We start from the raw sequence: 26,952 nt of genomic DNA on the forward strand, positions 1-26,952 counted from the left end.
TGTTAAATATTTTGTTTAGAGTGTTTAAGCTCTAAAGTAAATACGTTTTTATTTCTTCTTTTTACCAAATAATCCGCCTAAAACATCTTTTACTTTTTTAACAGTTTCTGTTTTAGTAGTACTTGTTTTGGTGGTATCTGTTTTTTTATTTCCTAATAAATTTCCAAGTTTACTATCTAATTTAGTATTGATTTTATCAATTGTTTTACTTTCAGAAACTTTACTTATAGCACTGTTAATTAAATTATCTTTTTGTTGTTGAATTAATTTTTGACTCAATTTAGTTACTGATGATGATAAATCTGTTTTTACAGCAGGATTTTTCATATTTCCTGTAATATTAGCAGTAATAGGTACAGTTGTATTTTGGTCTTTTGCACTTACTTTAGAAAGTAATCCTTGAACTTCGCTTCCTAAATATTTAGCAGGTACATCTAAAGTTACGTTATAATTCATCTTTTGGTCAAAACTATGATTTCCGCCAACATTTATATTGATGTCTTTATATTTTAACTTAAAAGGTTTTACAGATACTTGACCTTTATCAAAAGATAATTTTGTTTTAATATCTGATAAATCTAACTTACTTAAATCTAAAAAAGATAATTTATTATTTAATAAACTTAAAGCTTTACTGTTTTTAGGTTCAATTTTAGTGCTTAATAATTCTGCTAAAGCTTTTCCTGAAACAGATGCTAAATCGGGTGTAAAGTCGCCGTTTAAATTTCCTGATAAATTAATATCAGAATTTAACTTTCCGTTTAAAACTGTTGCTATCGGACTAATCGATTTTAATAAATCTAATCCGTTAAAAGACTCTGAAATATCAAAAGATTTCATTCCTAAATTCATATTAAAAACAGGTGTTTTTTCTTTGGTATTTACTTCACCGTTAAAAGAAATTTGACCTTTAAACATATTTGCATTTACATTCTGTAAAATTGCTTTTTCATCCTTTATTAATAGAGTTCCTTTTACATTTTTTAATGTTAAGTTGTCGTAATAAACTGTTTTTGCATCTGCTAAAATTTTACAATCTAAAAAAGCAGGAATTTTTAAAACGGTATCAGGTTGTTGTTCTTCTTTAGTATTTTCTTCTTCTTTTTGATTATCATCAGTGCTTTCTTGCATAAAATCGCTAATATGAAAAGCGTTCGATTTTAAGTTAAAAGTTCCTTGTAATTTTTTATCAGCAAGTAAAAATCCTAATAAATTATTAATGTTTCCAGTAGCGTTTAAATCACTTTTACCAGTAGTTGCATTGAATTTATTTAAGATGATTTTAGCAGGAGTAAAACTTACGTTAGAGTTTTTGATATTAATAGAATTAACGATATCTTTAGAAGCATATACAAAATCGTTTAGCTCAATATTTCCATTATTTTTAATACGACTTAATGTGTTATTTTCAATTGCTTTTAAATCGAATTTAGTATGTAAATTGGCTTTTAAAATTCCTTGTAATTCATTTTCTAAATCAACAGGATATGCTTTATTGATATTGGCTAAATTTAAAGTTCCGTTTAATTTAGCATCAATAGTTGGGTTAGTGGTAATATTGTATGCTTTTCCGTTACCAGAAAAAACATCTTCATCAATTTTAAAAGATAATTTGTTAATATCAACAAAGGTTTTATTAAGATAACCACTTGTGTTTTTTAATTGTACATCAATATCAATATCACGTACACTTTTAGGTAAATCGGGATATTTAAATGAAGCATTATTCGATTTAAGGCTGATGTCTAAAAGCGGAATTTTCTTATTTGTAATAAGTCCTTTAACAGTTCCTGCAACGCTAAAATCACCACTTGTTTTTACATTTTCAATACTTTTAGTGTATGTTTCAGGTACTAATCCTAAAAAGTTTTTAAAGTCTGATGATGGTGTTTTAAAGTTAAGGTCAATTTCTTGATTATTGTCATTTATTTGAACGTAACCATCAAATATTAAAGGTAAATTATTAAGTTTAGCTTCGTTTTTTAGGAATGAAAATTTGCTATTAACTAAGTCCATTCCTAAAATAGCATCTAAAGTTATTTTTTGATTTTTGGCATAGGAAGCGCCATCCATTTCAAAAGAAACTAATGTTGATGTACTCGTGTTTAATTCTGATTTTTTTTGAGAAAAATCGCCACTTCCGCTATGATTAAAATCAGTTAATTTTACTTTTAACTTTCCTTTTTTATCATGGTATTTTATTAATGCATTGTTAATTGCATACGAATTTATAGAAAGTCCGAAATTAGAAGGAGTTTCATCCGTATTTTCAGTTTTTACATCCGAAGGTTTTGTAATATTATAATTAGCAATACCTTTTTTGTTGATTAAAACATGTACAATTGCATCATCAATAGAAAAAGACTGAATATTAAGTTGTTCTGATGTTTTTTTGAATAACTCAGTAAGTTTTAACTCTAAGTTAATCTTTTTAGCAAATAATAAGGTGTCTCCTTCAAAAGGTTTTTTGTTGATAATTGACACATTAGAAAGTTGGACAGAGGCATTTGGGAAATCTCTAAATAAACTAAGGTTAGAGTTTGAAAAATCTAACTGAGCAGTAATGTTATTATTAACAGTTTTTTTAACCAGTGTAATAATTTTATCTTGAAATAAAAATGGCGTTAAAATAAGTAACATTAATAATGCAATAAATATGGTTAGCAGTATTTTATATATTTTTTTCATGGATAAAAAATTTAGACTATCGATTATTATAAGTTACAAAGTTCCGAAATTATTTGTTAAGAAAAAGATAATAAATAGCTCTAAAAATAAGTTTTTTCGAGTTGTTTTTAACAATAAAAGCCACCTAAATTCATGAACTTAGGTGGCTTTTATATTTTGAAAATTTAATTAGTTTTTAGAAAAAAACCAACTTAACCCTTTTTTAGGTTTTGCTACTTCTTCAGTAACTATTTTTTCATTTTTCATAGATTCATCAGTAAATAAATCAACAACAAATTCATCGTAACTTTTACCAATTTCTTCTTTTAAATAAGCTTCAAAATATAATTGACTAGCAGGCTCTCCTTTTATTTTTTCTATTTCTAAAAGTGTTTTATAAAGAGGAGCTATTTTTTCGATAACACTATTTGGTAATGCTTTTCTACGACCAGTATAACCAGCTACATTGCCTTTTTCATCTTTATCAATTGTAAAATCGGTAATTACCCAGTAATACCTACCTGTTCTGGTAAGGTTTTTAACAATTGCATGAAAGTTTTTTTTCCCTTTTAAATTTTCCCATAATACTTTGAAAATAACTTTAGGCATATCAGGATGCCTAATAATATTATGAGGTTCACCGATTAGCTCAATTTTATTATATTCAGAAGCTGTTTCAAAAGCATCGTTCATATATAAAATAGTACCAGAAGCATCGGTTTTACTAATTATGGTTTGTGTTTTATCCCATTTTATTTCTTCATCAAGAATTTGCTGGGGGCGAAGTGGGTTTTTTATCATGGTTTTTTTATCTTTAACGTTGCGAAATTATAACATTTACTTAACACGGCAATGTTAAATTAATTATTTGTATAAGACAGAAAAACTGCTTATATTTTAAGTAAGCAGTTTCTTGTTTTTTTAGTAGTCTTATTACTAGTTGATTAATTAATATTTTAGATAAAATCACCAAAGAAAAACCAATTTAAACCTTTTTTAAGTTTACTTTCGTGTTCAGGTTCTATTTCTTTTATTTCTGCTATTTTTTTAAGTTTTTGTTCATTTAAAGCTTCTTCTTTAAATAAATCAACCACAAATTCATCATAACTTTTACCAACTTCTTCTTCTAGGTAGGCATTAAAATATAACTCACTTGCTTTTTCACCTTTAAGCTTTTCAATATCTAACAATATTTTATATAAAGGTTCAATTTTTTTAACAACACTAGTAGGTACCGATTTTCTTCGAGCAGTGTATCCTGTAATATTTCCAGCATCATCTTTATCGATAGTAAAATCAGTAATAACCCAGTAATATCTACCTGTTTTTGTTAAATTTTTTACAATTGCATGATAATTTTTTCCTTGTTTTAAAGCATCCCAAAGTGCTTTAAAAGCAACTTTAGGCATATCTGGGTGCCTAATAATATTATGAGGCTCACCAATTAACTCAATAGCAGTATATTCACAGGCATCCGTAAAAACACTATTTGCATAAAGAATTGTTCCTGCAGTGTCTGTTTTACTTACAATTGTTTGGTTTTTATTCCATTTAACTTCTTCATCAATGATGTGTTTTATAGGAGGGGTTTCCATATTTAGTAGTTTAATTTATATAATATATACAAATTTAAGAAGAAAATTATTTCTATAGAGATTCTTTTACTAATATTTTAAAGTTTAAACTAAATAACAAAAATGTATATTTGTGAGTTCAAACAAACAAGAACGAACCTATGAGTGATTCTAGAAAAAGGCGTGAAGCTTTGTTATACCACGCCAAGCCAAAACCAGGGAAAATAGCAGTAGTACCTACTAAAAAATATGCAACACAACACGATTTAGCATTAGCATATTCACCTGGGGTTGCAGAACCTTGTTTAGAAATAGCAAAAGATAAAAACAATGTTTATAAATACACTGCTAAAGGAAATTTAGTAGCGGTTATATCTAACGGAACAGCAGTGCTAGGGCTAGGAGATATAGGTCCTGAAGCCTCTAAACCAGTAATGGAAGGAAAAGGATTGTTATTTAAAATTTTTGCAGATATTGATGTTTTTGATATTGAAGTAGATACTACTGATGTAGATAAATTTGTAGAAACAGTAAAAGCAATAGCTCCTACTTTTGGAGGGATTAATTTAGAAGATATTAAAGCTCCTGAAGCTTTTGAAATAGAACGAAGATTAATTGAAGAATTAGACATTCCAGTAATGCACGATGACCAGCATGGAACTGCAATTATATCTACAGCTGCCTTAAAAAATGCTATCGAAATTATTGATAAAAACATTGCCAATATTAAAATTATTGTAAACGGAGCAGGTGCAGCAGCAATTTCATGTACTCGTTTATACCTAGCGCTAGGAGCTAAAAGAGAAAACATCGTAATGTGCGATAGTAAAGGAGTTATCCGAAAAGATAGAGATAATTTAACGTCACAAAAAGCCGAATTTGCAACCGATAAAGACTTAAATACTTTAGAAGAAGCAATGCACAATGCCGATGTTTTTATAGGTTTATCTAAAGGAAATGTGGTAACACCAGAAATGTTATTAGCAATGGCAAAAGACCCGATTGTTTTTGCAATGGCTAATCCTGATCCTGAAATTGAATACCAAACAGCCATTGATACTCGTGATGATATTATTATGGCAACTGGAAGGTCTGACCATCCGAATCAAGTAAATAACGTACTTGGATTTCCGTTTATTTTTAGAGGAGCTTTAGATGTTAGAGCCACCAAAATTAATGAAGAAATGAAAATGGCAGCCGTACATGCTTTAGCCGATTTGGCTAAAAAATCAGTGCCAGAGCAGGTAAACATTGTGTATGATGAGGTGAGTCTTTCATTTGGGCGTGAATATATTATTCCAAAACCATTTGACCCTCGATTAATTTATGAAATTCCACCAGCAATTGCAAAAGCAGCGATGGAATCGGGTGTTGCTCAAGAACCAATTACCGATTGGAAAGCCTACCGTGAACAATTAATGGACAGGTCGGGTAATGGAAATAAAGAAATCAGGTTATTACACAACAGGGCAAAGAAAAATCCTAAACGTGTTGTTTTTGCTGAAGCAGATCATATAGATGTATTAAAGGCTGCACAACGTGTTTCTGATGAAAAAATAGCAATCCCTATTTTATTAGGTAGAAAAGAAGTTATTTTAGAATTAAAAGAAGAACTAGGTTTTAATGCCGAAGTTACTATTATTGATCCTAAAACAGATGAAGAATCAGCTCGAAGAAATAGATATGCTGAATTTTTCTGGAAAACAAGACAGCGTAAAGGAATTACGTTTTTAGAGGCACAAAAATGGATGCGTGAGCGTAATTATTTTGCCGCAATGATGGTAAATACTGGCGAAGCAGATGCTTTAATTACAGGATATTCTAGGTCATACGCATCGGTTGTAAAACCAATGTTAGAGTTAATCGAAAAAGACAAAGGTGTTACTAGGGTTGCAGCAACAAATATGATGCTAACCAAACAAGGACCTATATTTTTAGCCGATACAACCATTAATATTAATCCAACGGCAAAAGATTTAGCTAAAATAACACAGTTAACCTCTGTATTGGCAAAAATGTTTGGAATGACCCCGCATATTGCTATGTTAGGTTTTTCAAATTTTGGCTCATCAAAATCAGAAAGTTCTGTAAAAATTAGAGAAGCCGTTGCTTACATACATCGAAATCATCCAAATGTAATTGTTGATGGAGAATTACAAGCCGATTTTGCTTTAAATCCAGAATTATTAGCCAAAGAATTTCCTTTTTCTAAATTAAACGGAAAAAGAGCCAATATTTTAATCTTCCCTAATTTAGAATCAGCAAATATTACTTATAAATTAATGAAAGAGGCGGAGGGTGTAGAATCTATCGGACCTATTTTATTAGGAATGAGTAAACCTGTACATATTTTACAATTAGGTGCAAGTGTTGATGAAATGGTTAATATGGCAGCAGTTGCCGTTGTAGATGCTCAAAATAAAGAGCGAATAGCTAAGGTATAACAATTTAATGTTCAAAAAACCACCTATATTTATAGGTGGTAAAACTTATTTAAATGATTACACAAATAAAAGGGAAATTAGTAGAAAAAAGCCCTACACATGCCGTTATTGACTGCAATGGAGTAGGCTATTTATTACATATTTCTTTACATACATATTCCAATTTACCTGCGGATGAAAATGTGTTGTTATACACACATTTAGCTATCCGCGAAGATGCGCACACTTTATATGGTTTTTTTAATAAAGTAGAGCGAGAAATTTTTAGATTGCTTACCTCTGTATCTGGTGTAGGACCAAGCATTGCCCGAACCATGTTATCGTCAATGACATCCGAAGAAATACAACAGGCTATTGCTTCAGAAAACGTAAAAGCAATTCAATCTGTAAAAGGAATCGGAATTAAAACAGCGCAACGTGTTATTGTTGATTTAAAAGATAAAATTGTAAAGATTTTTGATTTAGATGAAGTTTCAATCACACAAAACAATACAAATAAAGAAGAAGCGTTATCAGCTTTAGAGGTCTTAGGCTTTTTACGCAAGCAAGCAGAAAAAGTTATTGGAAATATACTAAAAGAAACACCTGATGCAAGTGTTGAAACACTTATAAGACAGGCGTTGAAAAATTTATAAAACGGGTTGGAAAAAAAAATCATCAATATATTCTTAACAACACTTGCTTTATTGGTAAGTGTTGTTTCGTTTTCGCAAAATACAGGAAGTACTGCCAATAATATTGTAAAAAAAGATACACTTATACCTTTAAAGTATCGTTTTAGCAATACTCAAAAAGGGGCACTTTTTTTAAATAATCCATCAGAAAAAATTGTGCGCTATGACAAGGCAATCAATAAATTTGTGATGGTAGAAAAAATTGGTGATTATACTATTGGTACACCCATTTTTATGACGCCTAATGAATATAAAAAGTATCGCTTAAAAAACGATATTAAAGCATATTTTCAAGAAAAAGTAGCCGCAACAAACCCAAAGAGTAAAGGGAGTAAAAAAGCTCGAAAAAATTTATTACCAAAATATTATGTAAATTCAAAGTTTTTTGAATCTATTTTCGGAGGAAATACCGTAGATGTTAAGCCAACAGGACAGGTAAATATTAAGTTGGGTGGGGTTTATCAGAAAAATGAAAACCCGCAAATATCTATTGAAAATCAAAGTAATTTCACCTTTGATTTTGATCAGCAATTAAGTGTTGGTTTACAAGCAAAAATAGGGGAACGCCTAAAAGTAACCGCAAATTACGATACCCAATCTACCTTTGATTTTCAAAACATTATCAAGTTAGAATATACCCCAACCGAAGATGATATTATTAGAAATATCGAAGCGGGAAATGTTAGCATGCCTATTAAAAACTCATTAATAAACGGTGCGCAAACATTGTTTGGAGTAAAAACCGAACTACAATTTGGTAAAACACATATAACTGCCGCTTTTTCGCAGCAAAACTCACAATCTAAAACTGTAGTAGCTCAAGGAGGCGCTACCATTGAACCTTTTGAATTACGTGCTTCTGATTATGACAATGACCGTCACTTCTTTTTAGGGCATTATTTTAGAGAAAATTACAAAGAAGCCTTAGTTAATTATCCGCTAGTAAACAGTCCGATAAATATTACAAGGGTTGAGGTTTGGGTAACAAATACCTCTCAAAACGTAACCGATTACCGAAGTATTGTAGGACTTGCCGATTTAGGAGAGTCGAATACCAAGAGTTTAGTAAATACTGAAGTTAAAAAATTAAACGGTAGTCCTGTAACTGCAAATGGTTTTAACATTCCTGATAATAAGGTAAATAAATTAGCAAATTTATTAACAGAATCAGGGCAAATTAGAGATGTAGCTACCATAGATGCCGCTATAAAAAGCGAAGGAATTATAGCAAAACAAGGCTATAATTATTCCTATTTACAAAATGCTCGAAAGTTACAACCCAATGAATTTAGAGTACACAATCAACTAGGATTTATCTCTTTAAACAGACGTTTAAATGATGGTGAAGTTTTAGCGGTTGCCTACGAATATACTGTTGTTGGAGCTTCAAATGGTGAAACAGTTTTTAAAGTAGGAGAATTTTCAAACGATGGCGTAGTTGCGCCGTCTAACTTAGTGGTAAAATTACTGCGTAGTGAAATTTTAAACACCATTCGCCCTAATACAAGTGCGCCTGGTTTTTTAGGAGAAGCATTTCCTACCTGGCAATTAATGATGAAAAACGTGTATGCTTTAGGCGCTTTTCCATTACAACGTGAAGGTTTTCGTATTGAATTATTATATAGAGATGATCAAACAGGAACCCTACAAAATACTTTACAAAATGCCGAAACTGATAAAAATGATGCCGATAAAGCAGTGCGAAAAAAACCATTACTGCGAATATTCAATTTAGATAAATTAGACCAAAGTGAATATGCCGTACCCAAAGGAGATGGTTTTTTTGATTATGTAGATGGAATAACAGTAAATTCTGAAAGAGGATATGTTATTTTTCCAGAGCCAGAACCTTTTGGAAATGGTTTAAAAGATGCTTTGACCAATACAAGCGATCAAAAAAAATACCTTTTTGAAGAACTATATTTAACCACTAAAATTCAGGCAAAAAACGAATATCAAAATAAAGATAAATTCTTTTTAAAAGGATATTTTAAAGCTGCAACAAGTCGTGGAATATCGCTTGGCGGATTTAACATTCCTAGAGGTTCGGTTCGTGTTACCGCAGGCGGACGACAATTAGTAGAAGGAATTGATTATGTGGTAGATTATCAACTAGGGCGTGTACAAATTTTAGACGCAGGATTAGAAGCATCAGGGATTCCTATTAATGCGACTACCGAAAGTAATAATTTATTTAGTCAGCAACGAAAAACATTTATTGGAATTGATGTAGAACATCGTTTTTCAGAAAACTTTACTTTAGGAGGAACGTATTTGAATGTAAGCGAAAAACCAATAACACCAAAGGTGAATTTTGGAGGTGAACCAATTAACAACACTATGTTAGGGTTTAATTTAGCATATTCTTCTGAAGTGCCTTTTTTAACAAAATTAGCCAACAAATTACCCTTTGTAGAAACGGATGCGCCGTCAAATGTATCGGTTCGAGCCGATTTGGCATATTTAATTCCTGGTTCGCCAAGCGGAATTAATGTAGATGGAACGGCAACTTCTTATTTAGATGATTTTGAAGCGTCTCAAATTCCTATTAATTTAGGTTCGCCACAGCAATGGTTTTTGGCAAGTACGCCAGAATCACAACAATTAAATGGTGGTTCAGGCGATTTATCATACAATTATAATAGGGCAAAAATAGCTTGGTATAATGTAGATCAGCTTTTTTATGCAGGATCAAACAGACCAGGAAATATTGATGAAAATGAACTGTCAAGAAATGAAGTGCGTCAAATTCGTTACAATGAATTATTTCCAAATACAGATTTAGATATTACCCAACAAAACTTAGTAAGAACCTTAGATTTGGCGTATTATCCGTCAGAAAGAGGTCCTTATAATTACAATGTAGGTCAAGAAACAGCAACAAAACGTTGGGCAGGAATTATGCGCCCGTTAACAACCAATAACTTTGAACAGTCAAATGTGGAGTATATTCAATTTTGGCTGATGGATCCGTATGAAAATTACTCGATTACTCAGGCGGAAGGTTTGCCAACAGGTGTAAATCCTCAAGATTTTAGCAATCAGGTAGGAAAGTTATTTATCAATTTAGGAAATGTTTCTGAAGATATTTTAAAAGATGGTAGAAAGCAATATGAAAATGGTTTACCTGAAGATGGTGATAAAACCGAAGGGCTTAATGTAAACGAAACCGCTTGGGGAAATATACCAATTAATCCATCGATTTTATATGCTTTTGATAATGATAACAACCATAGAAAAAATCAGGATATTGGTTTAGATGGATTGAATGATGCCGAAGAAACAGCTTTTCTTAAAAGAAAACATAATTTAACAGATCAGCAAATAGCAAGCTTTGGAAATGACCCTGCGGGCGATAATTTTCAATATTTTAGAGGAGGCGCAATAGAGGCGTTAAATCCGTCAATTTTATCACGATATAAAAACTTTAACGGTACACAAGGAAATTCGCCAACGGCAAGCCAATCGGGGGAGTCATATCCTACATCATCAACAGCATATCCTGATACTGAAGATATTAATAAGGATCAAACAATGAACCCTGTTAATAGTTATTTTGAATACGAAGTTTCATTAAATAAAGCCGATTTAATAAAAGGTCAAAATCATATTATTGATGTTAAAGAAGGAGTATCGGTTAGTTTATCAAACGGACAAAAAATAACGCCTAAATGGTATCAATTTAGAATACCTATTCGAAATATTACTGAAGATCAAAAAATAAATGGAATTTCTGATTTTAATAGTATTCGCTTTATCAGAATGTTTTTAACCGAATTTAAAATGCCTGTTGTTTTACGATTTGGTGAATTAGAATTGGTGCGTGGCGATTGGCGACGTTACACCAAAACATTCCCGGAAAATGGTGTTCCTGTTGCTTTAAAACCGAGCGAACTTAATAAGTTTGAAGTGGGTGTTGTTAGTATTGAGCAAAATCAGGAAAGATATCAATTACCTCCAGGAATTCAACGAGAAGAATTACAAGGAACAAACAGAATTCAACGTCAAAATGAGCAATCGGTAACCTTAAAAGTAACCGATTTACCTGCCGATCAGGTAAGAACAATTTATAAAAATATTAGTATTGATATGCGTAGATATAAAAAACTACGAATGTTTTTGCATGCCGAAACTCCTACGGGTAGCGGTACTCAAAGTGGCGATATGGTTGCCGTTATCCGCCTAGGTACAGATTTGAATGATAATTATTACGAAATTGAAAAACCGTTAAGTTTATCAACTTCTAATGCAACTTCTGAAGATGTTTGGTTGCCAGCAGAAAATAATTTAGAAATCCCTTTAAAAGAGCTTGCTAACTTAAAATTATTAAGACCTTTAGATGCGAGTATTACCGAAATATTTTCATCATCAAAAGTAGCTGGTTTAAAAATATCAGTAAAAGGAAACCCAACATTGGCACAAATAAAAACGGTAATGTTAGGGGTAAAAAACACATCGAATTCAACCAAAACAGCTGAGGTTTGGTTTAACGAATTACGAGCAGTTGGTTTTGATAATAAAGGAGGATGGGCAACGGTTGTAAATGCCGATGCCAACCTTGCCGATGTAATGGATGTATCTTTAGCAGGTAGGATGTCAACCATTGGTTTTGGTAGTATTGAAGATAGAGTTCAGCAACGAAGTATTGAGCAAACCAAGCAATATAGCGTTGCCACGAATGTTCAATTGGGTAAAATGATGCCTAAAAAATGGAATATTCAATTGCCGATGACTTACAGTTATGGCGAAGAATTTAGAGATCCTAAATACGATCCTCAATTTCAGGATATTGAACTAAAAGAAGCGTTAGATAAAAATCCAAATAGTAAAAATGCGCAAGACTATACGCGTAGAAAAAGTATTAGCTTTATCAATGTTAAAAAGAATAAAAATCCTGAAAGTAAAAAAACGCCAAAGTTTTATGATGTAGAAAATGTATCGGTTTCTTATGCGCATAATGAAGAGTTACATCGAGATTATAATATTGAAAAATTTGAAAACACCAATGTAATGGCAGGTGCGAGTTATAATTTTAATTTCAAGCCTTTTGTTATTGAACCGTTTAAAAAATCGACAGTATTTAAAAGTAAGTATTTAAAATTGATAAAAGACTTAAATATAAATCCTGTTCCTAAAACAATTGCTGTTAATTCTAAAATTAATAGAAGTTATAATACTCAACAATCACGAAATTTAATTGAAGGTTTAACTGCACAGCCCGAATTAATTCAACGTAGATTTTTATTTAATTGGGATTATACTGTTGGTTTTGATTTAACAAAATCATTGCAATTGAATTTTAATGCAACCAATAATTATATTTATGATAGTTTTGGAACGGAAGAAAATTTAGAAATCTACGATCAGTTTTTTACCGTTGGACGCCCTGATAATTATCATCAGAAATTAAATACCACCTATAAATTACCGCTTAAAAAAATACCGTTTTTGAATTTTGTAACTGCCGATTACGGCTACACTGCCGATTTTGATTGGAAAGCAGGTTCGCAGAGTGTCATTAATCAGAAAGATGAATTAACGGGTGAAATTACCACTATTGATTACCAAGATGTTGTTGGTAATATGATTCAGAATACCAACACGCACAACTTAAATGCTACGATTGATTTTGGGCGTTTTTATAAAACCTTAAAGCTTGATAAACTACTATTAAAAGGAACTAAAAAGAGCCCTGTTAAAAAAGCAAGTTTAAAAAAGAATGCTTCTTTTGGGCGTAAAATATTGAAAGGAACCTATAATATTTTAACATCAGTAAAAAGAGGTAAAATTAGTTATTCTCAAAATAATGGTACTTTATTACAGGGGTACAAACCTTCAGTTGGTTTTTTAGGAAGAAACAATTATGCTGGTGGTACTGCGCCATCTTTAGGGTTTGTATTTGGTAGTCAAACAGATATTTTAAATGCTGCTATTGAAAACGGATGGTTGGTTACAAGAACAAGTCAAACAGATAAAAAACAACCTTATTATAGTAAGAATTACGGGAAAACAGCCTATAAAAAGTTAGATTATACAGTGTCTGTAAAACCTTTTAAAAATTTAACGATTGATTTAAGAGCAAATAAAATTCATACCAGTAATTTAAATCAACAGTTAGATATAATTTCTGATGGAGCTGGCGGTTTTGAGCAAGACCCAAAAATTAAAGCCTTCGAAACAGGTAATTACAGTACGAGTCATTTTATGATGGGAACTATTTTTACAAACAATGATGCGTTATACGATACCTTTTTAGCAAACCGAGCAACAATTTCAGAACGCTTATCTGCTGCATCAAAATTACCAAACACACCAGATGCAGGATATAAAATAACAGGTCAACAAGTAATGCTTCCTGCATTTATAGCAGCATATTCAGGAATTAATGCCAGTAAGGTAAGTACCAATGTGTTTAAAAATATTCCAATTCCTAACTGGACATTGCGTTTTAATGGGTTAATGCAATATAAGTGGTTTAAAAAATCATTTTCATCATTTACCGTATCTCATGGGTATAAATCATCTTATACAATAGGAAATTACACCAATAATTTACAATATGATACATCGGTAGCAACAAATACAAATAATTCTGGTAATTATCAGTCAGAACTACTACTTTCGTCAGCAACTTTAATCGATGAGTTTTCTCCTTTGGTAAAAGTCGATTTTAGAATGAAAAATTCATTTTCATTTAAAGGAGAAATACGAAGAGATAGAAGCTTAACTTTAAATTTTAATAATAATACTTTAACTGATGTTAAAGGAACAGAATATGTTGTTGGCTTTGGATATAAAATTAAAGATGTTAAATTTGTAACCAAATTTACTGGGAAAAAGCAAACCGTGAAAGGAGATATTAATTTAAGGGCAGATGTTTCTTTAAGAGATAATTTAACTTTAATACGAAGTGTTGATAAAGAGAATAGTCAAATAACAGGAGGAGAGAAATTATTTGGGTTAAAATTTATTGCCGATTATAATTTAAGTAGTAGTTTAACAGCGTCGTTTTATTACAACCATCAAACGTTTAAATACGCGGTGTCAACTACATTTCCAAGGCAGTCAATTAATGCGGGAATCAATATTATATATAATTTAGGAAATTAAAACAAACACAATAAAAATAGTACAATGAACATTCCATCAGAATTAAAGTTTACAAAAGACCACGAATGGGTTAAAATTGAACAAGGTGTAGCAACAATTGGTATTACCGATTTTGCACAAGGAGAATTAGGTGACATCGTTTATGTAGATGTTGATACTTTAGACGAAACTTTAGATATTGAAGAAGTTTTTGGTTCGGTAGAAGCAGTTAAAACGGTATCTGATCTTTTTATGCCTTTATCAGGAGAGGTAATCGAATTTAATGAGAAATTAGAAGACGAGCCAGAATTAGTAAATTCAGATCCTTACGGTGATGGTTGGATGATAAAAATTAAATTATCAGAAACTTCACAAACGGAAGATTTATTAAGTGCTCAAGCGTATCAAGAGCTTATTAAAGGATAATTTAACGATAATAGCAATACTGATAAGCATCGGTATTGCTATTCTTAGTTTAATTAAAATTGGAAAACCACCCGCTATTATTCAAATAAAAAATTTAGACAAATACGAGCATGCTTTTGCTTATTTTGTTTTATGCTTTGTTTGGTTAATTGCCTTTGATAAAAAAAAAACAAATAAAATTATAATTGTTTTATGCTGTTTGTTTTACGGCATAATTATTGAAGGGCTTCAGGTAACAATAACAACATACCGATCAGGTGATGTTTTAGATATTGTAGCAAATACGACGGGTATTTTAATAGCTTATATGATGTACTTTCTTTTTTTGAGAAAAATGTAACTATTTAAAGAATTAGCTTGTAAAAGTTGAAATAAATTAATTAAATTAGCGAACTATTAAAAAACATTTAGGATGGAAATTAAGAAGAATCCAAAGTCAAATTTAGAGAATTATAGTAAACTGTTTATGCAGCTAGGTTTGGTTTTAGCTTTATTTGTAACATATGTTGCAATTGAAAATAAAACATATGATAAAACATATGGCGTTTTAGAAGGTGTTGAAATGGCATCTGAAATTGAAGAAGAAACAATTGAATTAACCATTGAGCCACCAAAACCAAAACAAAATACTCCACCACCACCAGCTCCAGATAAAATTGAAGTTGTAGAGGATGAGAAGGAAGTAGAAGAAACTGTTATTGAGTCGACTGAAACTGATGAATCTGAAGCTGTTGAGGTAGAAGATATCGAAGAAGTTGAAGAGGAAGAAGTTGTAGTAGAAGATGTACCTTTTGCTATTATTGAAGAAGTGCCAATTTTTCCAGGTTGTACAGGATCAAAAACAGAAAAAAAAGCTTGTTTAAATAAAAAATTACAGAAACATGTACAACGTAATTTTGATGCTGAATTAGCAAATGAGTTAGGTTTATCACCAGGTAAAAAACGTATTTATGTTCAATTTAAAATTGATAAAGATGGTTCTATTACAAGTGTAAATGCAAGAGCTCCTCACCCAAGATTAAAAAAAGAGGCTATTCGTGTAGCTAAAAAAATACCTAAAATGAAACCAGGTAGACAAAGAGGTAGAGCAGTAAGAGTAGGGTATACATTACCTATTACTTTTAATGTAGAATAATTTACTTCTAGTAAAATATAAAAAAGCAATCCAATAGGATTGCTTTTTTTATGGTTAATAATTTATTTAAATTGAAAATAAATAAATTAAGATGTTTGTTTTCAGTTGTTTAGTTTTGTATATTTGTATAGTGATTTAAAAATCACTAATTTTTCTTTTTCATAGCAATTTTTCCCATTCATTTTTTGAATGGGTTTTTTTATACTTATTTTTTAAAAAGTATAAAAAAGCCTATCAAAATAATTTTGATAGGCTTCTCTTAATAGGTTACTTTTAAAAAATAATGTTATTTTTTATTAACATCTTTTATATATTTATCTAAAGCCATAGTCATTGAAGGAGTTTCAGGTGTTGGTGCAGCAATATCTACACGCAAGCCTCTATCTTCAACAGCTTTAACAGTTGAGTTTCCAAAAACTGCTATTTTTGTTTCGTTCTGTTTAAAATTAGGAAAATTTTGGAATAAACTATCAATTCCTGAAGGGCTAAAAAATACTAAAACATCATAAAAAACACTTTGTAGGTCAGATAAATCACTAACAACTGTTTTATATAAATTAGCACGTTTCCAGTTAACTCCTAGTTTGTCTAATTCAGCAGGGATTAAAGGTTTTAATTTATCCGAAGATGGTAATAAAAACTTTTCATCTTTATGTTTTTTTATCAATTTAATTAGGTCAGGAAAAGTTCTACTTCCAACATAAATTTTACGTTTTCTGTACACAACATATTTTTGTAAATAAAAAGCAACTGCTTCTGATTGACAAAAATACTTCATTGAGTCAGGAACTGTAAAACGCATTTCTTCGGCAATTCTAAAAAAATGATCAACAGCATTTCTGCTTGTTAGAATAATTGCAGTATAGTTTTTTAAATCAATTTTTTGAGTTCTAACCTCTTTTCCGTCGATACCCTCAACATGAATAAAAGATCGAAAATCAATTTTTACTTTTTGTTTTTCTGCTAAATCAAAATAAGGAGAAGTTTCCGTTTTGGGAGCAGGTTGAGAGACTAAAATAGTTTTCACTTTCATATGTTTTTCTCTTTTACGTAGTAGTTATTTTATAAACAATTAGTAGGGGTGCTATTTCAAGGGTGCAAAAGTACAAAATAAAATAAAAGAACTTACGTATAACTATTTTTTTGTTATTAATAAAGATTAAAAAAGCCCTGAAAATAAATAAGATAAGGCTATAAATAAGTAAAAATAAAGGAGAGTTAAACGCATACTGATAGATAATTATGGCTGGAAATAACCATAAGCTAAGATTGCTTAAATAACCTGATTTTGTAGCTAAGAAATAGTTAGTATTATAATTAGCCTTAATAATATTAGCCAAAATAGTTTCTAAAGAATATTTTAATACATAATAGAGAACCACAAAACAGAGGGCTATCGTATAGTTGAAAAAAGTAGGCAAATAATATTTTTGAAGTAGCATTAAAAACAAGAACAACGAAATTGTTATTGTAGAGAAAAAAAATAGGAGCATATAAAATACGGAAAAAACACTCGGATTATCTTCTACTTTTTTTTTAAAAAACCCCGAAGTAAAAAAAGCAAAGGTATAATCTCGCAATTTATCAGGTGCAAGTAGTTTCATTATCGCTACTAAAATAATAGCAAATAAAATGACTAAGGTAATCCAGTTATTGTCGGTTATAATGCGTTCAATTGCTTGCAATCGTATTTGTTTTATGCTTTAATTTAACACAAAATTAGTGATAAATTAGTGTATATTTGCTTAGTTTTAGATGAAAATTACATGAAATCAGACGCTTTAGTTATAATACCTACTTATAACGAAAAAGAAAACATAGCGGCAATAATACAAGCAACTTTTAGTCAAGAAAAAGAGTTTGATATTTTAGTTGTTGATGATAATTCACCCGATGGTACTGCTAATATCGTAGCGAATTTACAAAAAGAATACCCGAACAGGCTTTATATTGAAAAAAGAACCGGGAAAAATGGATTAGGAACTGCTTATATTCATGGTTTTAAATGGGCAATTGCTAAAAAATACGATTATATTATTGAAATGGATGCTGATTTTTCGCACAATCCTGCTGATTTAATTAAGTTATACAATGCCTGTGCTATTGATGGAGCTGATGTTTCTGTCGGATCTCGATATTCGGTAGGAGTAAATGTGGTAAATTGGCCCATGAAACGAGTTTTATTATCGTATTGTGCCTCTAAATATGTGCGTTTTATTACCAGAATACCAGTGCACGATACCACCGCAGGTTTTGTATGTTGGAAACGAAAAGTACTCGAAACTATTCGATTCGATAAAATTAAATTTATAGGATATGCTTTTCAAATTGAAATGAAATTTAAAGCATGGAAGCATAAATTTACCATTAAAGAAGTATCGGTTATTTTTACAGATAGAGTTTTAGGAACTTCAAAATTAAGTTCTGGAATTATTAAAGAGGCCGTATTTGGAGTGATAAAAATGACATTAAAAGGCTTACCAAAATAACAACACAACTACAACTATGAAATCATACTTAATTAAAAATGCAAAAATCGTTAATGAAAACAAGGTTTTTAAAGGCGATGTTTTAATCGAAGGAAATTATATCAAAGAAATTTCAACTCAAATAAATACAACTTCAGCTATTCAAGTGATCGATGCTCAGGGGAAGTATTTAATTCCTGGAATGATTGATGACCAAGTGCATTTTCGTGAACCAGGTTTAACGCATAAAGCAAATATTGGTACCGAAAGTAAAGCCGCTATTGCTGGTGGAATTACCTCATTTATTGAAATGCCAAACACCGTTCCGCAAGCAACAACGCAAGAATTATTAGAAAGTAAATTTCAAAGAGCTGCCGAAACATCGTATGCAAACTATTCGTTTATGTTTGGTGGAACAAACGATAATTTAGACGAATTATTAAAAACAAATCCTAAAAATGTAGCGGGAATTAAGTTGTTTTTAGGTTCATCAACAGGAAATATGTTGGTTGATAATGAAGAAACTTTAGAAAAAATATTCTCTTCTACCGATATGCTAATTTCGGTTCATTGCGAAGATGAAGCAACTATCAGAAAAAATACAGCAGAATATGTGGCTAAATATGGCGATGATATTCCGTTAAAATATCACCCAATTATCAGAAGTGAACAGGCGTGTTATTTATCTTCATCAAAAGCCATCGAATTAGCTAAAAAAACAGGAGCAAGGTTACATGTTTTTCATTTATCAACAGCAAAAGAAACGCATCTTTTTAGAAACGATATTCCGTTAGAAGAAAAGAAAATTACCGCCGAAGTTTGTGTGCATCATTTATGGTTTACCGACAAAGACTATGACCAAAAAGGAACACATATTAAATGGAATCCTGCGGTAAAAACTCAAGCAGATAAAGATGAATTATGGAAAGCTTTATTAGATGATAGAATCGATGTAATTGCTACCGATCATGCACCACATACTTTAGAAGAAAAAGACAATGTGTACACCAAAGCGCCAAGTGGAGGACCATTAGTACAGCATGCTGTTACAGCAATTTTTGAAAAAGTAAAAGAAGGTGTTTTACCAATTGAAAAAGCGGTTGAAAAAATGTGTCATAACCCTGCGAAATTATTTAGAGTAGAAAAACGTGGGTTTATAAAAGAAGGTTATTTTGCCGATATAGTTTTGGTAGATACCAATCAAAAATGGACGGTTTCGAAAGATAATATTTTATATAAATGCGGTTGGGCTCCTTTTGAAGGGACTGAGTTTTCAAGTAAAATTACTCATACTTTTGTAAACGGTAATTTAATGTATGAAAATGGTGTTTTTGATGAAAATATCAAAGGAAAACGTTTAGAATTTAAACTTTTATAAAAGATAAACAAGAGAAATATGAACAATGATTTTTTATCTTATTGGGAAGAAAAACGTAAAAATAAAATAAAGTTTCTTTTATTAAATAATTTTAAAGTTTCTTTATTTTTACTAGTGCTACCTATTTTATTTGCGCTAAGCGATAACGCTTTTTTGGTGGATCAAAATTTAATAATGCCTTTATTTAAAAATATAGTATTTTTTATGATACTATGTATTGTTTTAAATTTTTATCAGTTTAAAACCAATGAAGGTTTATTTAAAAAATCATTAAAAAATGAAAAATAAGATACTACTTGTTTGTGTTTTAATTTTAGCGTCTTGTAGCACAAGTAATACGATGTATGAAAAGCCTAAAAACCTGATTCCAAAAGATTCTATGGTTGCTTTATTAACCGATATGTATATTGTATCGTCGGCTAAAAATATAAAGAACAAGTTTTTAAAGCGAGATGAAAATTATATGTATTATGTTTATCAAAAATATAGTATTGACAGTACTCGTTTTAATCAAAGTAACGTATATTATACCTCTAAGCCAGAGGAATATACCGATTTACTGAAAATAGTAAAGTCGAATATAGATTCATTGGCTTCTTTTTATATGGAAAAAAGAAAAATAAAAGATTCTTTAGCTAAAAAAGAGTTGATACCTTTCGATAAAAAGTTAAGAAAAGGTTCTAAAAATTTATCAATAGAAAAAAGACCTCAAAGAAAGCCTTATTTGATTGAAAAATAAAATTAAAACGTTTTGCTAATTTTAGCAATTTGCGAACTAATTAGTTCAAATTTAAAGGCTAGTGCTTTTTCTATTTTAGAAGAAGAATAGTACGATATATTATGAGAAGCCCGCGCTGTATGTTTAGTTAGCAACGGCTTCTTTTTTGTTAGTAACGACACCAAGAAACTAACCCGCCAAGCCAATGCGCTTAGGGTTTTTGATACCTTTATTGTAGGAGGTTTTTTATGTAAACTATCGGCAATTGTATCTAAAATTTCTTTAAACGATTTGTTTTCTGAAACCAAAATAAACCGTTCGTTTTTAACATTTTTATTGTCTGATTTCATTAATAAAAGCATGGCTTTTACTACGTCTTGCACGCCTACAAAACCTGTAATTCCTTGGGTATAAAAATTAAAACCATTGTTTATTTGGGTAAATAATTTACCAGATCCTTCTTGCCAAAAACCGCTTCCTAAAATAACGCCTGGGTTTACAATTACAACCTCTAAACCTTCTTGACTGCCTCGCCAAACTTCCATTTCTGCGCCATATTTTGTAATGGCATATCCGCTGTGCGTATCGCTATCTGACCATTCATTTTCTTCATCGATTGGTTTGGAGTTTATGGCATCGCCAATTGCAGCGATTGAGCTTACAAAACAGAATTTTTTAACCTTATTTTCAATAGAAAAATTAACAATATTTGCGGTTCCTTCAATATTTACTTGACGCATTTTTTGGTAATCTTTCGGATTAAAAGAAACCAATGCGGCACAATGATATACTTGTGTAATATCTTTAAAAACGTGTTCTAATGAAGGGGTTTCGGTAATATCTGCTTGAATCCATTGTATTTTAGAAAAAAGATGTTCAATATTATCAGTATAAAAAGAAAATATTTTTTTTACATGTTCTCGTTTTTCATCGGTTCTATAAATTGCCCGAATCTTATCCTCTTTTTGAGTTAGATGATATAATAAATGTGCGCCTACTAAGCCTGTTCCTCCTGTAACTAAAATCATGACTCAAAGATAAATGTTTTAACCAAAAAAAGAGGTCGAAATATCGACCTCTTTTAAATTATTTAGAACTATTAAAGTATAATTATTGAAAATTATAATTTAAGAAAATTAGCATTTTGAACCTTTACGCTAAATTTGATGTTATCTTTATTACCATGAGTTCCATTAATAGCATTAATTTTAATAACTCCTTTAGCACCTGATTTACCATCAACAAATTCAATCACATCATTTACTTTAACATTCTTAATATCTTGAGAACCTTTAGTAACACTTTCTAAATCAGAATTTTTAGTAATAGCATCAAAATCTAAAGAAGATTTTTTGAAGTAAAATTTATTTAATTGCTCTTGATTTAATCCAGAAATTTTATTAATATCAATAAATTCGAATTTATCAGAATATACATTTGTAGAGGCAAAATTTGCACCGCCTACATAATAATAACCAAAATCCCAATAAGCTACATTTTCAGCATTTTTTTCTTTTTCAGCATCTGTAAAAGTATGCGTTGCAGAATTTACGTTTTGTTGTGTAATTTTATACGTTTTTCCATTTAAAATAGAAACGAAACTTTGTGTTTTTCCATTACTATCAGGAGCATTTAATTTAATAGAATTAGATAATTCCGTAGTAAATTCGGTTACAGCTACATCGCCAATTCCATTTCCTGTATTGATGACAATCGTACCAAGAGCTCCCTCATCATAAGAGTTTTTATGATATGGGTTAGAAATATCTCCTTTACTATTTAAGTTTGCAAATCCTCCGTGAGTAGTCCATAATTGATATACATAAGTTTGATTATTTCTTGCTGGAGTATCAAAAACAATGTCATAGGTAAAGCCTTGTTTTGCTTCATCTCCTAAATTTAAAGAACTGTCGTCATTATTTAATTTAACAGTAATATTTGATGCCGAAATATCGTATAATTTAGCATCAGCACCATCAAGACTTTGCGTAATGTATAGGCGTCTCATTTTGTTTTCAGCACCTTCAAAATGTACTTTTACAGTTTCAAAACTGTTTGCTGTTGAGTTGATTTTTAAAACAGGGTCTAATTTAGTTGCAGTTACATCTAGCTTATATTCTGTACTTGTTTCTCCACCCTCAATTAACCCTGTATCATCTTGACAACCCGTAAAAGTCGTTCCGATTAAAAATGCACTACAGGCAATAAATAATGGTTTTAATAAATTTTTCATTCTTCTTTTAGTTTAAATTATTTTTGATAAAACTATATATTCTTTTTCAAAATATATGCCAAAGAGCTTTATATTTGTGTTAAAACATAAATATTTCTAAATAGTAGAAACATTTTGTGTTTTAAAGTCACATTTTTAGCAAATTTTAACAAAGTAATAAAATGAATAACTTAGTAGAAGAATTACGTTGGCGTGGAATGATTCACGACATGATGCCAGGAACTGAAGAGCAATTACTAAAAGAAATGACGGCAGCATATATTGGTTTTGATCCAACTTCTGATTCGTTACATATTGGAAGTTTAGTACCTATTATATTACTTGTTCATTTAGAAAAAGCAGGGCATAAACCCGTAGCTTTAGTAGGTGGTGCAACAGGAATGATTGGTGATCCGTCAGGAAAATCAGACGAACGTAATTTATTAAACGAAGAAGCATTAGCCAAAAATGTAGCAGGAATTCAACGAACTTTAGCACGTTTTTTAAATTTTGAAAGCACTGCTAAAAACGCTCCATTATTAGTAAATAATTATGATTGGATGAAAGATTTCTCCTTCATCGAATTTGCTAGAGATGTAGGGAAACGAATTACCGTAAACTACATGATGGGAAAAGAATCTGTTAAAAAAAGAATTTCAGGTGATACTACCGGAGGGATGAGTTTTACCGAATTTACCTACCAATTAATTCAGGGATACGATTTTTATCATTTATATAAAAACCACAACTGTTTATTACAAATGGGAGGTTCTGACCAATGGGGAAACATTACTACAGGAACGGAATTAGTTCGTAGAATGAACGTTGGACAAGAAGCAAAAGCCTACGCAATGACCTGCCCATTAATTACCAAAGCTGATGGTTCAAAATTTGGGAAATCAGAAGGCGGAAATGTATGGTTAGATGCCGATAAAACATCAGTTTATAAATTTTACCAGTTTTGGTTAAATACTTCGGATGAAGATGCGGCTAAATATATTAAGATATTTACATTTTTAGATCAGCAAACTATTGCCGATTTGATTGAAAAACATCAAGAAGTACCACACGAAAGAGCGCTTCAAAAAACATTGGCTAACGCAGTTACTACTTTTGTGCATTCGCAAGAAGAATTAGAAAAAGCTATTGCAGCGTCAAATATTTTATTTGGAAAATCAACAGCAGATGATTTAAAAAGTCTAGATGAACAAACTTTTTTAGATGTGTTTGATGGTGTGCCACAAGCCGAAGTTTCTAAAGATGATATTCAAGCAGGTTTATCAATGATTGATGCTTTATCAGGAAAAACAAGCTTTTTAAAATCGAACGGAGATGCTAAAAGAGCTTTAAAAGAAAATGCTGTTTCGGTAAATAAAGAAAAGGTAAAAGAAGATTTTTTAATTACATCAAAAGATTTAATAGCCGATAAATACGTGTTATTACAACGTGGAAAAAAGAGCTATTTTTTATTAAAAGTTCTTTAATTAAGAAGCAATTTTTATATCAAAAGTTAAAGGGCATCGCTTACAGTTGATGCCTTTTTTTTGGTACTTATTACAACACCTAGTTTTAGGTTTTATACAATTAGAAGAGCAAACACTACTACAAGAAGTTGCTGTAAGTACTTTTGCTACTGCTTTTGGTTGTATTGGAATAATCGGCGTTAATTTTGTAACATCCTTATTTTGAGTATAAAATATAATCATTTTGCTGTAATTTCGCTGCAAATGTAATAATTATTTAGAACAAATAAAAATAATATTATATTCTCTAAAAAATGTAGTAAAAAAAATACTTAAACTATATTTGCTCTTTATATTTTAAAAACACGTTTTGTTACAAAAGTTAAGTATCTATTTTTTTATTTTATTGTATCTGGTAGCTATGTTGCGCCCAGTGGCTCCGTTTGTGGAGTATGCAATAAATTATGATTATATTTCTAAAGTTTTGTGTATTAATAAAGACAAGCCTGAACTTGCCTGTAATGGTAAGTGTCAATTAATGTTAAAAATAGAACAGCAGCAGCAAGACGATTTTGAATCGCTTCAAATTGTTCTTAAAGATTATCCGATAGGTTTTATAGAGTTGGTTAATTTACCAAAAAACACTTTAACAGCTTATCATAAAAAAACATTATTTACCTACAATCAAACATATTCTTATCTGTTTGAAAATGCTACATTTCATCCGCCCAACACTTCTTTTTTATATCGGTTAGCCTAATTTATACTTGTGTTTTTAACATAGGTTTTATAGGCTGTTTATTAAATTGATATTATGATGGTTAAAAATATCTTAGAATAATTTAAAGATATTTATTTATCATTACTAATAATCAATAATCTCACTGTTTTACAACGCGTGAGGTTTAAAAACAGATCATTACGTTAAAAGTAATGAGATCAATATATTAAAAAAATAACATGAACATAGTTTTAAAAATAGTTGCCGTTACAGCAATTTTATTTACTTCTTGTAGTGAAGAAAATACAGGTAAAGAGCAACCAAAAATAGACAGCGTTTTAGTGGAAGGTGGTTCTTTTTTAATGGGCCGTAAAAAAGACGATAACAAACCTGTAGAGAACTGGGAATTAGATGAATTTCCTGAACATAAAGTTTCCGTTGCTACCTTTTATATGGGTACATATGAGGTAACAAATGCCCAATATGCTGCTTTTTTGAACGAGAAAGGAAATCAAATAGAAGGACAAGATAATCAAGGAAACGCTACAACCTGGTTAAATATTGAACGAAAAGAATGCCAAATAGAACAGATAGATGGCACATTTAAAGTAAAAGAAGGTGCTGAAAAACTACCTGTTGTCGTAGTTACTTGGTATGGCTCACGTGCTTATTCTGATTGGGTTGGCGGAAGGCTTCCAACAGAGGCAGAATGGGAATATGCCGCAAAAGGTGGTGCTAAAACAAATGACTATTTATATGCAGGAAGTAACAATTTAGATGAAGTAGCTTGGTTTCGTGATAACTCGAAAGTTGATGCACATCCCGTAGGGCAAAAAACCCCAAACGAATTGGGTATCTATGATATGAGCGGAAATGTAACCGAATGGTGTCAAGACAAATGGTACAATCAAGGATACATTGGTACGCCAACAGATGGTAGTGCTATGTTAGGCGGAGAAGATGATAATCGTATTATCCGTGGTGGAAATTTTCATTTTGGAGAGCATCTTTGTCAAGTATTTTCACGTCTTGGTTATCCACGTTCTGCGAGTGGTAGTTTAAGCGGATTTCGTGTAGCATACGATAAAAAATAATGCAGTTTTTTTATAAAAACATCAATAAAATTAAAAACATCAATAAAATTAAAAAATGAATAAAATTTTAAGTTTAGTTGCAGCAGCAACACTATTAGTATCTGTATCATGTAGTAATAATGATGATGAATTAGCATTAAAAGGAAAAAACGACATTTCAGTTGAATTTGACCATGCAATGGCCGATGGCGATTTTATATTAGGGACTACCTATACTTTAAATGATGAAAAAATAACTCCTGATGCTTTAGATTATATTGTAGGGAATTTTACATTAACTAACGAAGAAGGAAAAGAAGTAGCAGTACCAGGTTTTTATATTATTAGTGAAGGTGGCGGTACAAAAGTGAAAAATTTAAAAGTTGATTTAAAAGATGTTCCTGCTGGGAAATATACCAAAATGAAATTTGGAATCGGTGTTGATAAAAAAACATATTTAAACCACGAAGAAACGTATAAAGCAGATGAATCAGGTGATAATATTGACCTTTGGGTAGCTGCAAGAAAATACGGTTTAACTTGGAGTTGGACAGCAGGTTATAAAAATTTAGCTTTTGAAGGTTCTTTTACTTCTCAAACGAATAAAGAAGAAACAGGCTATGCTGTACACCTTGCAAACACTGTTTTATATCAAGAAATAACCTTAGCAATTGAACATGTTGCAGTATCTGATGAAAATGCACCTCAAGTACATTTAAAAGTAGATGTTTCTAAAACTTTAGCAGGAAAAAATATTATAAAATTATCAGAACAAAGTAGTATTATGGGCGGTGTAAAAGCAGGAAAAGTTTTTGACAACTTATTAGACCATATGTTCACTGTAGATCACGTGCATAATTCAGGAGCACACCATTAATTAGCTCCTTGTAAAATATATATTGATCAACCT

22 protein-coding genes are annotated in these 26,952 nt (G+C 30.7%); 15 read left to right on the forward strand and 7 right to left on the reverse strand.

The genetic code is table 11. The features are described from left to right. Positions 1-48: 48 nt before the first annotated feature. The 3 genes from ABNT14_RS00730 to ABNT14_RS00740 form a co-directional block, all read right to left on the reverse strand. Entirely contained in the window at positions 49-2,688 is a 2,640-nt protein-coding gene (locus tag ABNT14_RS00730) for an AsmA-like C-terminal region-containing protein (RefSeq protein WP_101902101.1), read from the reverse strand. Between the two features lie 168 nt (positions 2,689-2,856). Further along, positions 2,857-3,468 carry a PAS domain-containing protein gene (locus ABNT14_RS00735; protein ID WP_101902100.1) on the reverse strand — a complete coding sequence of 204 codons (612 nt, stop codon included), beginning with the start codon at positions 3,466-3,468 and terminating at the stop codon, positions 2,857-2,859. A 155-nt stretch (positions 3,469-3,623) separates the two neighbouring features. Beyond that, positions 3,624-4,262: a PAS domain-containing protein gene (locus ABNT14_RS00740; RefSeq protein ID WP_101902099.1), complete on the reverse strand. Its 639-nt coding sequence runs from the start codon at positions 4,260-4,262 to the stop codon at positions 3,624-3,626. A gap of 140 nt (positions 4,263-4,402) precedes the next feature. On the opposite strand from ABNT14_RS00740, the gene ABNT14_RS00745 reads away from it, so the two are divergent. The 6 genes from ABNT14_RS00745 (at position 4,403) to ABNT14_RS00770 (ending at position 16,009) form a co-directional block, all read left to right on the forward strand. Then, positions 4,403-6,685 carry an NADP-dependent malic enzyme gene (locus ABNT14_RS00745; protein WP_101902098.1) on the forward strand — a complete coding sequence of 761 codons (2,283 nt, stop codon included), beginning with the start codon at positions 4,403-4,405 and terminating at the stop codon, positions 6,683-6,685. A gap of 53 nt (positions 6,686-6,738) precedes the next feature. Continuing rightward, positions 6,739-7,320: a Holliday junction branch migration protein RuvA gene (gene ruvA, locus ABNT14_RS00750; protein WP_101902097.1), complete on the forward strand. Its 582-nt coding sequence runs from the start codon at positions 6,739-6,741 to the stop codon at positions 7,318-7,320. A 6-nt stretch (positions 7,321-7,326) separates the two neighbouring features. Then, positions 7,327-14,469 (forward strand): cell surface protein SprA, encoded by a 7,143-nt coding sequence (gene sprA / locus ABNT14_RS00755; protein ID WP_234984977.1) that lies wholly within the window; start codon positions 7,327-7,329, stop codon positions 14,467-14,469. Between the two features lie 24 nt (positions 14,470-14,493). Beyond that, positions 14,494-14,874, forward strand: a complete 381-nt coding sequence (gene gcvH / locus ABNT14_RS00760) for a glycine cleavage system protein GcvH (RefSeq protein WP_101902096.1) — start codon at positions 14,494-14,496, stop codon at positions 14,872-14,874. Then, complete coding sequence (locus tag ABNT14_RS00765) at positions 14,840-15,214, forward strand: VanZ family protein (RefSeq protein ID WP_232114152.1); 375 nt, start codon at positions 14,840-14,842, stop codon at positions 15,212-15,214. Before gcvH ends, ABNT14_RS00765 begins: the two co-directional genes overlap by 35 nt. A gap of 72 nt (positions 15,215-15,286) precedes the next feature. Then, positions 15,287-16,009, forward strand: coding sequence for an energy transducer TonB (locus ABNT14_RS00770; protein WP_101902095.1), 723 nt, complete (start codon positions 15,287-15,289; stop codon positions 16,007-16,009). Positions 16,010-16,295: 286 nt separating this feature from the next. Here ABNT14_RS00770 and ABNT14_RS00775 read toward each other — a convergent pair whose 3' ends face one another. Both ABNT14_RS00775 and ABNT14_RS12365 read right to left on the reverse strand, forming a co-directional pair. Then, complete coding sequence (locus ABNT14_RS00775) at positions 16,296-17,042, reverse strand: uroporphyrinogen-III synthase (RefSeq protein ID WP_101902094.1); 747 nt, start codon at positions 17,040-17,042, stop codon at positions 16,296-16,298. A 13-nt stretch (positions 17,043-17,055) separates the two neighbouring features. Further along, on the reverse strand, positions 17,056-17,694 hold the full coding sequence (locus ABNT14_RS12365) for a DUF4271 domain-containing protein (RefSeq protein WP_101931574.1): 639 nt from the start codon (positions 17,692-17,694) through the stop codon (positions 17,056-17,058). A gap of 81 nt (positions 17,695-17,775) precedes the next feature. Between ABNT14_RS12365 and ABNT14_RS00780 the strand changes: the two genes are divergently transcribed. The 4 genes from ABNT14_RS00780 to ABNT14_RS00795 are packed head-to-tail and all read left to right on the forward strand — an operon-like array spanning position 17,776 to position 20,594. Next, positions 17,776-18,498 (forward strand): polyprenol monophosphomannose synthase, encoded by a 723-nt coding sequence (locus ABNT14_RS00780; protein WP_101902092.1) that lies wholly within the window; start codon positions 17,776-17,778, stop codon positions 18,496-18,498. Between the two features lie 16 nt (positions 18,499-18,514). Continuing rightward, positions 18,515-19,855: a dihydroorotase gene (locus ABNT14_RS00785; protein ID WP_101902091.1), complete on the forward strand. Its 1,341-nt coding sequence runs from the start codon at positions 18,515-18,517 to the stop codon at positions 19,853-19,855. Positions 19,856-19,873: 18 nt separating this feature from the next. Next, positions 19,874-20,143 (forward strand): hypothetical protein, encoded by a 270-nt coding sequence (locus ABNT14_RS00790; protein ID WP_101902090.1) that lies wholly within the window; start codon positions 19,874-19,876, stop codon positions 20,141-20,143. Continuing rightward, the gene (locus tag ABNT14_RS00795) at positions 20,133-20,594 is read left to right on the forward strand and encodes a DUF4296 domain-containing protein (RefSeq protein WP_101902089.1); all 462 of its coding nucleotides are present in this window, start codon (positions 20,133-20,135) and stop codon (positions 20,592-20,594) included. Before ABNT14_RS00790 ends, ABNT14_RS00795 begins: the two co-directional genes overlap by 11 nt. A gap of 2 nt (positions 20,595-20,596) precedes the next feature. Here ABNT14_RS00795 and ABNT14_RS00800 read toward each other — a convergent pair whose 3' ends face one another. After that, positions 20,597-21,601 (reverse strand): NAD-dependent epimerase/dehydratase family protein, encoded by a 1,005-nt coding sequence (locus tag ABNT14_RS00800; RefSeq protein WP_101902088.1) that lies wholly within the window; start codon positions 21,599-21,601, stop codon positions 20,597-20,599. A gap of 92 nt (positions 21,602-21,693) precedes the next feature. After that, complete coding sequence (locus tag ABNT14_RS00805) at positions 21,694-22,806, reverse strand: hypothetical protein (RefSeq protein ID WP_101902087.1); 1,113 nt, start codon at positions 22,804-22,806, stop codon at positions 21,694-21,696. 161 nt (positions 22,807-22,967) lie between these two features. Between ABNT14_RS00805 and tyrS the strand changes: the two genes are divergently transcribed. From tyrS to ABNT14_RS00830, 5 genes are all read left to right on the forward strand, one after another. Beyond that, positions 22,968-24,269, forward strand: coding sequence for a tyrosine--tRNA ligase (gene tyrS, locus ABNT14_RS00810; protein ID WP_058884113.1), 1,302 nt, complete (start codon positions 22,968-22,970; stop codon positions 24,267-24,269). Between the two features lie 49 nt (positions 24,270-24,318). Continuing rightward, positions 24,319-24,474 (forward strand): hypothetical protein, encoded by a 156-nt coding sequence (locus ABNT14_RS00815; RefSeq protein ID WP_180948555.1) that lies wholly within the window; start codon positions 24,319-24,321, stop codon positions 24,472-24,474. Between the two features lie 144 nt (positions 24,475-24,618). Next, positions 24,619-25,008, forward strand: a complete 390-nt coding sequence (locus tag ABNT14_RS00820; protein WP_145993559.1) for a hypothetical protein — start codon at positions 24,619-24,621, stop codon at positions 25,006-25,008. 200 nt (positions 25,009-25,208) lie between these two features. Further along, complete coding sequence (locus ABNT14_RS00825; protein WP_101902086.1) at positions 25,209-26,063, forward strand: formylglycine-generating enzyme family protein; 855 nt, start codon at positions 25,209-25,211, stop codon at positions 26,061-26,063. 55 nt (positions 26,064-26,118) lie between these two features. Beyond that, positions 26,119-26,919, forward strand: coding sequence for an MbnP family protein (locus ABNT14_RS00830; RefSeq protein ID WP_101902085.1), 801 nt, complete (start codon positions 26,119-26,121; stop codon positions 26,917-26,919). Positions 26,920-26,952 lie beyond the last annotated feature (33 nt).

This window comes from Tenacibaculum dicentrarchi, assembly GCF_964036635.1.
Lineage (GTDB): Bacteria > Bacteroidota > Bacteroidia > Flavobacteriales > Flavobacteriaceae > Polaribacter > Polaribacter dicentrarchi.